The sequence below is a fragment of the Oscillospiraceae bacterium CM genome (assembly GCA_022870705.1).
GTDB lineage: Bacteria > Bacillota > Clostridia > Oscillospirales > Oscillospiraceae > Sporobacter.
Genome location: CP072107.1, coordinates 2,153,595 through 2,165,000 on the forward strand (window position 1 = coordinate 2,153,595; position 11,406 = coordinate 2,165,000).

Here is an 11,406-nt window from a genome sequence, read left to right on the forward strand (position 1 = left end):
CAAGGCTTCCCCCTTTTGCCAAACCGGCGCGCGCAGAAGGGGTTACTATTCAAACGCGCCGAAGAAAGGCTGATTGTCATATGCTTGATTATGATGATTTAATTAAACGAGCGCTTGATTCCGGCTTTACGAACGCGGGCCCGCTGGACGTTGCAACGCTTGAATTTATGCCGCAAGTTCGTGATATGTGCGCTTCTGACCGCTGCCGCAGCTATAACAAATCTTGGGCTTGCCCACCGGCGATCGGGACACTGGAAGAAATGCGCGACAAGGTGACGAAGTACTCCAAGGGTCTGCTCGTGCAAACCGTTAAGAAGCTCAACAGCACCTTTGATTGGAAAACGATGGAGCAAACAGGAAAGGATCAGGCAGCGAACCTTTTAACGTTCTGCGATAATCTGTCTGAAGATTTTCCGAACCTTCTCGCTTTGGGTGCCGGTACATGCACCCGATGCAAAACATGCGCGTATTTAGACGGTGAGCCGTGCCGGTTTCCAGATAAGCTCATCTACTCCATGGAAGCCTGCGGTCTCTTCGTCAGCAAGGTTTGCAAAGCGAATGACTTGGCATACAATTACGGGTCAGACCATGTCGCCTATACCGGCTGCGTCCTGCTTGAGTAACACGGATTCTTTGTTTGAAACCGAACCTGGAAGCATCGATATACCCCCAACAAAAAAAAGACACGCCATCAATTGATGGCGTGTCTTTTGGCAGGGGCAGAAGGATTGTTTTGAAGGAATAGTAACAGAAACACGATTATTTTCTGCTTACGTTTTAATTGTTTCAAAGCGCGCATTATTGAAGTTGGTATTCATATACTTCAATTTGATATGGTTTGGGATCAGCAACATATCCACCTTCATCATAAGCTGGATTATATGTAAATTTACCATAGACCGTTATTTTATTCTCGCGCGAATTAATAACTTCATCGATATATTTATTATATATAATTGCATCAACATATGGTGTATGATATGGCTCAATATAATCTGAATAATAAACATATACAAATATTGAAGGGTATTTCTCCGCATCAACCGCTGAAGAAAGTTTATTATTACCTAAGAAGCGCGACCTATCGTTAATTAGATATAGCTGGTAATAGCTTTCAGATTTTACGGGTTCTATTAAACCATAATAAGCATTCCAGGCTGTAACAGCAACATCCATCCCATTATATCTTTTAGGATTTGAATATAATTCTTCAACGGTTACTTTTGTACATTGCTTTACATAATTGCTTAATTCAGAATTGATCGCTTCCATTTTTGGAATATTTGGAATTACCTCGGACTTTCCTGAACTAAGTTCAACTTTAAGATTTCCATAATATTTTTATCCATGCAACTCTGTAGGCTAAGCAGGCACGTTCATGAGGTCTGAGCCTTTATATACGTTCAAGTAGGCAACATTCACGCTCGTCTAAATGCGCCATACTATATTTTTCATATTTATAAGAATCTAATCTTTCCCGCTTTATTTTCAAGTTTGCGCCTTTTTCATTTTCGCTACCGAGCCATTGCAGATACTTTGCTTCTTCGCCGCTAAAGGGGGTGCTTCTGTAAAACGGGTCAAACAATAACAGCCATTCGCTATCTTGTCTGTCTACGCCTAAAACGAGCATATAATGAAAAAGGGCGGTTGTTCGCTTGCCTGCACTCACTCGCAGTAAAGCTACGCCGCCCCTGTTTATACACGATATAATTTTGTTGCCTTTCCTAAGGTGTATTTGATCTTCAGAAAGATACTCGCATCGTTTAAACGCAAACTTATCACCTCGGAATGTTTCCAAGTATTGCATAATTAGCTGTATAGCTAGTCCCGATGTTCCACGCTTGCCACTTTCCCCATTTTTGTTCACAGTGTCAAGTGCATATAGCATTATCTTTTGGATAACCACCGGCGGGATTTCGTTTCGCTTAAATAGGTACTGCAAAGCGTTAATAAATGTCGTTGGTACACAATCATATCTCGTTGCCTGATAACGAAACGGAACTTTCAAGTTCGCTCTAACCCCCTATACTACAATACTTTTTACACCTATATTATAGCACAAACGGAACTTACATCGCAAATCGAGCCGTTTCTCGCCCTTGTGTCAACGTTTTTTCGCCTTATACCCTAACCTATACCAATAAAGCATCCAAGCCGGTTCACAGCCGATTCTGAGGGCGCTGTTTAAAAGCCTGAGTAGTATACAACTATGAGTTTATTATCTTTGCTATGATTTGAGATATACAGCAGCTTCGAGAATCTTTACAAGAGACATCCGAAATAATAAATCACCATGTCAGTTAACAATCCGCTTATAAATTTATAGGCACAGCGAAAACCTCCAAGGTATCCGTTGTGCCTATTCCAGTATCCCTATTTGCGATAATAATGTGTGACATTGGGGTGGGCACTCCAACCGAACGTCATCGACCAACCAACAAACGAGTATTTCGCGGTCGTTTAGGAGATAATCTATTACCCATTCTTGTGAAGGTTTTTGTTGAAGAACAGTACATAAAATTGCTTGCGGCAATTCGATCCGGTAGCGATATTCGTAAAGCTGGGCAATCGCCTTGCGGATTTGGCTAAGGACATTTCTGGTGTTGTTAGACTTAACTTCAAAAATAAATGTCTGATCGTCAGCGGTTGCCATGAGGTCAATAAACGTATTTTCAAAAACGTCAGCATACCGCAGCCTTAAAGATGCGGCGAGCAAATTCAGAATACGAGCGTGCTCACGATTTGCTTTTTCTCTTCGAATTATTGTTTCAAAAGGATCAACTGTGTTTCCGCTTGCCACAAAAGCGCGAGGTTGGTTCGATTGAAAACTCCGCATAGCGGGAAAATCCTGTAACGGGGGCGGCATTGTGCCAATAGGCATCTCAGTCTGAATAATCTCAGCATCATCTATATCATCAGACAACGCAGTCAGTATTTGCATTGGGAGTGTTAGTGCATCGAAATACACGCCCCATGCGGGACTTGATACCACCGCATTAACCCTGTCGGCAATATTGGGGCTGCCATAGCAATCATCAAAACCATTAAAGTTTGTGGTCATTTCGCTAATTGCCGAGATATACGAATAAACCCTTTGAAGATTATCAGTGCGGACAATTAGTCCACTTCTATCTCGAGAAAACAAACCTGTTCGTTCAAGGATATGAAAGTTGCGCTTGAAGTTTGTCAAATAATTTCGAGCAATTGCCCAATCTGGTGGGGTGCTGCTTACATATTCATTCAAAACATCAACAAGGGTATTCTTATCAGGTGAAAATGCCGTGTTTATTCTATCATCATTCATTAACATAAAGATATGCTGATATGAAATATGAATGTCTGACAACGCAATATTAGCGATTTCATGGAACGCAACTACAACCCTGCATAATAGTCGCAATGGATTTACTCGTATACCATTTGTAATCTCGCGCACAGTGTCAGCTTGAGCGTTGGCTTGCATACGTACAGACCCACTATGATTTTGAACAGCTCCCGCCCCGTTTGGATATTGGAACAGCGACAATTGGGCGCGACAAAAGCTTTCTACATCCGGTTCTGTTGAACAAAGAAAATGTTTCGCAGCATTAGATAAAAATATCTTCCAGCTATTGTTGATTCGCTCAATACGAAATACGCCTAAGTAAGTACCGTATGCCCCAAACTCGTCGCGGAAGTTTGACACATCACGCAAAGCGTAAGGCGATCTGCCGCTAATAACAGAAAACCTTTCAGCGAGAAGTTCTCGGTCTAAGTCCTCACCATCGAAAGTTGAAAATATGTCTGCAACTTCAAGAAGATAATCTCCCCATTCGGGGCGGGAACTCTCAATTTTATTGACAAAAAATTTTTTGAGTATGGGTTCGGTGAGTAACCCCATTGAGAAATCACCGCCGTTCGTTTACTTTTTGTAAGGCTATACAGCCTTTGAAAACTCTTTGCCTTTAAGCTCCTTTGATGCGTTTTTTAAATATTCCAACCCTAAACGTTCAATTATTTCTTCATAGTCGGGAGTATCCGTAACATTGAACGCCTCTTTGAGCAAATGGGACCCGATTACGGCAGCAAAAATTGGGGGAACAGCGTTTCCGACTTGTCTTATCGGATGACGACTTGTACCCGTAAACTCCCAATAATCCGGAAAGGATTGCAGCCTTGCAGATTCACGCGGCGTAACTTCTCGTGGAGAATATGGATGAACATGGCCCTTTCCGCCGCCTTTATCTGAACCCACAACAATAGTAAAACTCGGTTTTTTCGGATTAAGTCTATTTATTCTCGTTTTTGAATCGCGTTCACCGAATTTAAGCGCGGTATACCGCTGTATTATATTTTCTCCATGTACTCTGCCGCTGTGATTAGGCAATTTAATTTTTGATGGTTCTGGCAAGTCTCCAATTGCATCTTCTACCGTAACAGCAGGCAAAAGTACGCCTTCTTTCTCTGTGCTTATGGCATGAGTTTTAACAGGGCAGGAGATTTCCTTGCCTTTCGTCCCAAATATAATCACTCTTGATCGATATTGTGGCACACCAAACGATGCAGTATCCAGAAGATAATGCGATGTTTTATATACGATATTTCCGTCAGCATCTTTTGATAATTCGTCTAAAAACTGCTTAAATACTTTTCCGTCATCAATGGTTAACAGCCCGGCCACATTTTCAAAAATGAAACAGGTAGGCTCAATTTCGCGGATAACTCGGAGGTAATCCCATAGAAGTGTTCCACGGGGGTCTTCCATACCTTTACGCTGCCCAAAAACAGAGAAAGACTGGCAAGGAGCGCCACCATATACGAGAGCAACTTCGCCTGTTTTTAATCCAGCATCAGCAAGCATTTGTTCTGATGTATATTCCTTTATATTTTTTTGAACGACTTTTGCCTCAGCGAGAAAATGCGGTCCATTACCCATTTTCAGTGTGTCACGATTAAGCTCAAGTGTTTGGCAACTGTGCAAATCAATGTCAGTGCATAGCCTTGTTGTGAATCCCGCCGCTTCAATTCCGAGGTCAAAGCCACCAGCACCAGAAAAAAGCGAGATTGCGTACAGTTTATCCATCCTGTTGGTCACTCCCCTCAAAAAATGTCAGTAGGCATACTATATAGCCCATGTCGCTTCTATTCGCGCCGCAAGATATAGATAATACAAACTTACATATACAGCAAAAGTATATCATGCTATGGCAGAAACGGCAACAATAGTTTCTAATAACATTAAGTAGTTCAGTTGTTGATATCCGTCAATTACTGTCGCAATAAGCAATAAAGACACTCTCCTGCATACGCAAAGAGAATGAATCTAAAAAATTAAACCCCAATCCATGGATTTCAACCCCTGTATAGCAAAAAGCCCTGAATCCTCGTAGTTTCAAGACTTTTAACTGTAGCAAATAGGATCCGGTCCCTGGCTTATGGTTTTGGAGCATTACAAAACTGGTTATTTTAAGTCACAAGCGTTATTTATGTTATATTGCCTTGAACTACAATAATATAATTTATCTCTACAATACACTTACTGTAAACGGGACAAGTTATTCACTTTTGAATTGCTCGATAAGTATGACATGTATTGAATTGTCAACATTTTTAACAAGTTTGATGAACAGCTCATTATCCAAATCGATTACCCCGGTCTCGATTCCAGTATCCAGTTCAATTACAATTATACTGTTTTGTATGAAGCTTTCAATTTTTGGTTTCATCTCAAAAAACCAGTCGTTATTAATTACTTCAGAAGAATAATAAACTCCCGTATTCGTTTGGGGGAGCGCAACAATTTTGTCGTTTTTTGTGAATTCAAATTGGCTTGCAATTAGTATTAACATCACAAAAAACATACATATTAAAGCATTTCGAATACACCTATATGATGTAGTCACCAGATTATTACGAATAGTGTTATAATAATTATTGCCAGTCACTGCCTGCTCAATTTCCTCTAGGTCTGATTCATTTAATCTGGAGAGGTAAACGATGTTTTTATCCATCAATGACGAAAATGCGCTTAAACCTGCACTTATCATATAGATTACCGCAAATACAAACAATCCTATTGCTATGATATTGAAACAAGAAAAGTTATAAGATTTCATGAATTCTTTGATAATCGTTAGCGAACCCATAATAAGTGTTATCGCAATTGTAACTGAAATAATATTACTTTTAGCCTTGTCTTCGAACTTGTCTTTCCTCTTGTATGAAATTTCGTATTCTGTTTTTAATTCCATAAAGTTTTTGTTCTGCTCAAAATCCTTATTTTCTAAATTATCAATTAATACGCCGACTTTTTTGTTTTTAAAGAATGATTCAGCAAAAGGGAATAATGCAAAAAAGAGTGATTTTAAGAATTTTTCCATAGAAGCTCCTTTAAATTGTTAAGTCAACATGCAATTAACAATTTCATCTTCAAGGTCAATTTTGGTCGCAAACTTTAACCAGCCCCATTCCCCAGTGGGGTTAACTTCAACAAAATAGTATTCATCATTGCAAAAAATCAAATCTATTCCACCAAAGAGTAAGTTTAACCTTTTCATTAAGCTAATTAATTTTGATGATATTTCCTTTGGCAACTCAAACGGTGTATAATTCAACGCTTCTTTTGATGTTTTTCGCCAATCTCCGGCTATCCCACAACCGTTTTTCGTTATCTTAACCGGAAATAGTTTCTCTCCAATTACAGTTACCCTTATGTCTATTTTTTCTTTTAGGTATTCCTGTATTATAACAGGAGCACTAGATAAGTCTGATTGCTTCAACTCTAACCCAGTTACAATGGTTGAATAAGTAAAGAGTTCCATGTTTCCATCATGAAACAAAGCTGTATCTAATGCTTTCATTATGTACTCATTAGTATCAACTACACTTTCATTTGCGCTATTACTTAATAAAGTCTCGGGAACAAGAAAACCTATGTCACTTGCCAATTTAAGCTGATACATTTTGTTTTCGGCCTTATAAGTGTCAACCGGATTATTTAACCATTTACTTTTTTCAAAGACAATCAAATTTCTAATAAAAGCACTCCACTGACTTCGATACAATTGTTCCGAAACTGTATAAGTTTTCCCGCTTCTTAAAAAAACAGGTGCTCTGAAAAATATGGATTTTAGTTCACTCTCTCTAATTACAAAATTTTCATCACACATAGTTATGAATATTGCATTTTCACTTAGTTTATAAGTAATTTTGCATTCTGAAAATTTATCTCTATTAATTCTTAAGTAACTTTCTCCAAGCTTTTTAAGTTTGAGGCAAACTAAATCAGTGGAAAAATCAATTGTGTTTGATATTATTAAGTGACATATGTTATTCACCTTTTTGGTCCTCACCTGTTTCAACATCAAATTTTTTGGTCTCAGGCTTAGGCCTCCTTGGGTCATCCATTAACATCATTGGAATACCTGACATATTATCAGTCCAATAGCCCCCTCTATAAGAAAATGTGCATGAAGCCGGTTCGGTTTTGGCTTTTGATACATCGTAACGCTTTGCTTTCGAAATTAGAATGTGCTCGTTCATGTTAAACCTCCATTTACTTTTTTCTTATAATGAACTGTGTGTTATTGTTAAGCTTGTAGTAGGCTAAATAACTGAAATTATTGTTTATATACTTTTAAAATTTATAATAACATTAAATAGCGCGGATGTGAATACCTGTAAATTACTGTTTATTAATAATAGTAACAAAAAGCCCTGAAACCTAGTAATTTCAAGACTTTTATAAGTTATAAAGTGTTATTTGTGTTATATTGACCATAATGTTTTGCCTTTACGCTAGGCTTAATCGAATTGTACATACGGGCATACATAGCAGTTCGCGCCGTTTCCCCGCCCCTGTGAGCGCCGTTTCTCTTTGTACCCTATACAGTTACCCCAACACCTTCAAGCCGCCTTAGACCATTTCTGAGAGCGCTCTTTATTAGGCAGAATCTAATTTACACAACTATCAGCTATGATCTATCTACTTAAACACTTTATCTCCAAGAAAAATTCTCGGGATTTTATCTGTTTGTATTTGGACTACAAAGCCGCCAGTAGCGTAATCACCTATATGTATTTTTTCATCGAAACCATTGTCAGCTATCACCGTTGAATCTAATTTATCATAATTGGAATCAAAGAATACAAAAGTATCAGGGTCGAATTTATACGACAAACCTGTCTGTGATTGAATCAGAGTAATCCTGCATTTCACATATATTGTGACATAACCAGACTCATTGCCAAACTCAATCAGCGATACAGCATTAGGATGATGCCGCTCCACAAAAGCTGTCACCTGAGCTATATCATTTGAAGTTTCTAGTATTTCAACGTTCCACAAAATCCCGGGTCCTAGAAAACCATCACTCAATATAACAGCTTCAGGATTTTCAGCAACTGCTTTATCAAAGTCCGAAATTTCAGCTTGCACAGCAGGGGTTGATACCGCTACTTCGTCAGAGCCGATAGTGGTGTCATCAGGTTCAGGTTTGGGTTCAACTTCAGTATGGGTTTCAGTTGCAGAGGTAGATGTGGAAATCGGAGCCGGTGATTCCACATAAACAACATTATCCTTTCCCCAAGAATTAATACCATAAGTTTAATAATATGTATGGGTTCTATTCTACAAAGCTTTAAGTCACCTAATTCATTATTGATTCGATAAAGTAATGACTTATACCGTTCAACGGTTTTTAACGCTAGTTTTTTCTCTGCGTAATCTGCAAGCCATATTTGAGTAAACCGCTCAAACGTCATATTCCCTTTATCTAAATATGTCCCGTTTTCGACCTCTCTTTTAAACTCTTGGTAGTTAGCTCTGGCTTCTTTTTCTTTTTGATTATCGGTTAGCTTTTCTTTAGACCACTTAAATGTCCTTCTGTGGCGATTTTGCTGCCCATTAGGTTTGTACCCATAATAAACAGTCAGCCGGTAGGAGTTTGTTGATAGCTCTTCGTAGTTTTTCATTTTAATCATTTTTGCCACCCTTTCATTTTCGATATTTATTTCACCGCTATTTGAGGCTATTTACTTCATAATCAACCCAAAATAAACCCAATAACTCATAAAAAGAGAAAAAGACTCTGATTGCCTGAAACAATCAAAGCCTTATCTCATGGGAATTCCTTATGGCAGGGGCAGAAGGATTTGAACCCTCGGCACGCGGTTTTGGAGACCGCTGCTCTACCAGCTGAGCTATACCCCTAAACGCTATGTATACCATGACGATTCGCTAAAAAATGGGCCTTCGGGGACTCGAACCCAGGACCGACCGGTTATGAGCCGGTTGCTCTAACCAACTGAGCTAAAGGCCCGCATGAATGATAAGCATTGCCGTCACGATATTCGTGACGGCAATACCGCAAGCTGGCTCCCCAAGTTGGACTCGAACCAACGACCCTGCGGTTAACAGCCGCATGCTCTACCGACTGAGCTATTGAGGAATATGGCGAGCCTGAAGAAACTTCAGGCTCTTTTTGTGTTGGCATCTACCTATTTTCCCGGGCCGTCGCCGGCCAAGTATTGTCGGCACGAGTGAGCTTAACTGCCGTGTTCGGAATGGGAACGGGTGGACCCTCACCGTCATCAACACCAACTATGTAATCGGGCTAAACCGAATACTACAACAATATGACGCCCATGTCAAGGGCTTTTAAGGGGAAATGACCCGTAGGAGAATCGAACTCCTGTTTGCGGCGTGAGAGGCCGCCGTCTTGACCGCTTGACCAACGGGCCTTGCGAGGGTTTGTTTTACCCGCTGGAGTGTATCACACCCCAACGGGGTTAATACACCTTCAGGGACTCGAACCCTGGACACCCTGATTAAGAGTCAGGTGCTCTACCAACTGAGCTAAAGGTGCATACTTGCAATTGGTTCGCACCGCGCGTCTGCACCTTCAAAACCGAACAATGAATTTGTTTGTGACGTTCCCACAAGGCTTGTTTGCCTGCATTTCCAGGTCAAGCCCTCGGGTTATTAGTATCGGTCAGCTAAACACGTTACCGTGCGTACACCTCCGACCTATCAACGATGTAGTCTACATCGACCCTTACTCCATAAAGGATGGGAGAACTTATCTTAGGGAGAGTTTCACACTTAGATGCTTTCAGCGTTTATCTCGTCCATACTTAGCTACCCAGCTATGCCGTTGGCACGACAACTGGTGCACCAGAGGTATGTCCATCCCGGTCCTCTCGTACTAAGGACAGCTCCCTTCAATTCTCCTTCGCCCGCAACAGATAGGGACCGAACTGTCTCACGACGTTCTGAACCCAGCTCGCGTGCCGCTTTAATTGGCGAACAGCCAAACCCTTGGGACCGAATACAGCCCCAGGATGCGACGAGCCGACATCGAGGTGCCAAACCTCCCCGTCGCTGTGGACGCTTGGGGGAGATCAGCCTGTTATCCCCAGGGTAGCTTTTATCCGTTGAGCGACGGCATTTCCACGCACATACCGCCGGATCACTAACTCCAACTTTCGTTACTGCTCGACCCGTCGGTCTCGCAGTTAGGCTCGTTTTTGCGTTTACACTCACTGCACGATTTCCGTCCGTGCTGAACGAACCTTTGAGCGCCTCCGTTACCTTTTGGGAGGCGACCGCCCCAGTCAAACTGCCCACCTAACAGTGTCCCCCGACCAGATTCATGGCCGCAGGTTAGAAACCCAGCAATACAAGGGTGGTATTCCAACGTCGCCTCCACCGGGCCTGACGGTCCGGCTTCTTAGGCTCCCACCTATCCTATACATGCATTGCCAAGCTCCAGTATTAAGCTACAGTAAAGCTCCATGGGGTCTTTCCGTCTAGTTGCGGGTAACTGGCATCTTCACCAGTACTACAATTTCGCCGGGCGGGCTGTCGAGACAGTGCCCAAATCGTTACGCCATTCGTGCGGGTCAGAACTTACCTGACAAGGAATTTCGCTACCTTAGGACCGTTATAGTTACGGCCGCCGTTTACCGGGGCTTCAATTCAATGCTTCGGATTGCTCCTAACATCTCCTCTTAACCTTCCGGCACCGGGCAGGCGTCAGCCCCTATACGTCATCTTTCGATTTAGCAGAGACCTGTGTTTTTGGTAAACAGTCGCTTGGGCCTTTTCACTGCGGCCTCCTTTCGGAGGCTCCCCTTATCCCGAAGTTACGGGGTTAACTTGCCGAGTTCCTTGACAACCCTTCTCCCGTTGGCCTTAGGATTCTCTCCTCATCTACCTGTGTCGGTTTGCGGTACGGGCACCTCACCAATACACACACCTTTTCTCGCCACAGAGCATCGCCGACTTCCCTACTGATGTTCGGTCCCTTACGCCCCGGTCGACCAACGCCGGGGTTCGGCTATCTCCATGTGTCAGTGTGCTTAACAGTTTCGGTGGTTACGGAATTTCAACCGTATGTGCATCGACTACGCCTCTCGGCCTCGCCT

Annotated in this window: 10 protein-coding genes, 5 tRNA genes and 2 rRNA genes (1 of these 17 cut by a window edge); 1 reads left to right on the plus strand and 16 read right to left on the minus strand. The window is 41.7% G+C overall.

The genetic code is table 11. From position 1 onward, the window contains the following. Positions 1–80: 80 nt before the first annotated feature. Complete coding sequence (locus IZU99_10560; GenBank protein ID UOO37665.1) at positions 81–623, plus strand: DUF2284 domain-containing protein; 543 nt, start codon at positions 81–83, stop codon at positions 621–623. A 175-nt stretch (positions 624–798) separates the two neighbouring features. Here the strand turns inward: IZU99_10560 and IZU99_10565 are convergent, their stop codons facing one another. The 16 genes from IZU99_10565 to IZU99_10640 form a co-directional block, all read right to left on the minus strand. Next, the gene (locus tag IZU99_10565; GenBank protein ID UOO37666.1) at positions 799–1,272 is read right to left on the minus strand and encodes a hypothetical protein; all 474 of its coding nucleotides are present in this window, start codon (positions 1,270–1,272) and stop codon (positions 799–801) included. 121 nt (positions 1,273–1,393) lie between these two features. Continuing rightward, positions 1,394–2,008, minus strand: coding sequence for a hypothetical protein (locus IZU99_10570; protein UOO37667.1), 615 nt, complete (start codon positions 2,006–2,008; stop codon positions 1,394–1,396). Between the two features lie 351 nt (positions 2,009–2,359). After that, positions 2,360–3,880 carry a hypothetical protein gene (locus tag IZU99_10575; GenBank protein UOO37668.1) on the minus strand — a complete coding sequence of 507 codons (1,521 nt, stop codon included), beginning with the start codon at positions 3,878–3,880 and terminating at the stop codon, positions 2,360–2,362. A 36-nt stretch (positions 3,881–3,916) separates the two neighbouring features. Then, on the minus strand, positions 3,917–5,062 hold the full coding sequence (locus tag IZU99_10580; GenBank protein ID UOO37669.1) for a DNA cytosine methyltransferase: 1,146 nt from the start codon (positions 5,060–5,062) through the stop codon (positions 3,917–3,919). Positions 5,063–5,534: 472 nt separating this feature from the next. Further along, positions 5,535–6,359, minus strand: a complete 825-nt coding sequence (locus tag IZU99_10585; GenBank protein UOO37670.1) for a hypothetical protein — start codon at positions 6,357–6,359, stop codon at positions 5,535–5,537. Between the two features lie 18 nt (positions 6,360–6,377). Beyond that, entirely contained in the window at positions 6,378–7,316 is a 939-nt protein-coding gene (locus IZU99_10590) for a hypothetical protein (GenBank protein UOO37671.1), read from the minus strand. After that, a complete protein-coding gene (locus IZU99_10595; GenBank protein ID UOO37672.1) occupies positions 7,309–7,521 on the minus strand; it encodes a hypothetical protein in 213 nt (70 codons plus the stop codon). Before IZU99_10595 ends, IZU99_10590 begins: the two co-directional genes overlap by 8 nt. A gap of 442 nt (positions 7,522–7,963) precedes the next feature. Next, entirely contained in the window at positions 7,964–8,542 is a 579-nt protein-coding gene (locus tag IZU99_10600) for a hypothetical protein (protein UOO37673.1), read from the minus strand. Next, the gene (locus tag IZU99_10605) at positions 8,434–8,961 is read right to left on the minus strand and encodes a hypothetical protein (GenBank protein ID UOO37674.1); all 528 of its coding nucleotides are present in this window, start codon (positions 8,959–8,961) and stop codon (positions 8,434–8,436) included. The genes IZU99_10600 and IZU99_10605 overlap by 109 nt, the downstream gene beginning before the upstream one ends. A gap of 153 nt (positions 8,962–9,114) precedes the next feature. Continuing rightward, positions 9,115–9,190: transfer RNA gene (locus tag IZU99_10610), tRNA-Trp, on the minus strand. Positions 9,191–9,225: 35 nt separating this feature from the next. Beyond that, positions 9,226–9,299, minus strand: a tRNA-Ile gene (locus tag IZU99_10615). Between the two features lie 53 nt (positions 9,300–9,352). Continuing rightward, positions 9,353–9,428 (minus strand) — tRNA-Asn (locus IZU99_10620). Between the two features lie 36 nt (positions 9,429–9,464). Further along, a 5S ribosomal RNA gene (gene rrf, locus IZU99_10625) occupies positions 9,465–9,581 on the minus strand. Between the two features lie 67 nt (positions 9,582–9,648). Continuing rightward, positions 9,649–9,720 (minus strand) — tRNA-Glu (locus tag IZU99_10630). Between the two features lie 52 nt (positions 9,721–9,772). Continuing rightward, a tRNA-Lys gene (locus tag IZU99_10635) sits at positions 9,773–9,845 on the minus strand. Between the two features lie 96 nt (positions 9,846–9,941). Continuing rightward, positions 9,942–11,406 (minus strand): 23S ribosomal RNA (locus IZU99_10640) (it continues 1,383 nt past the right edge of the window).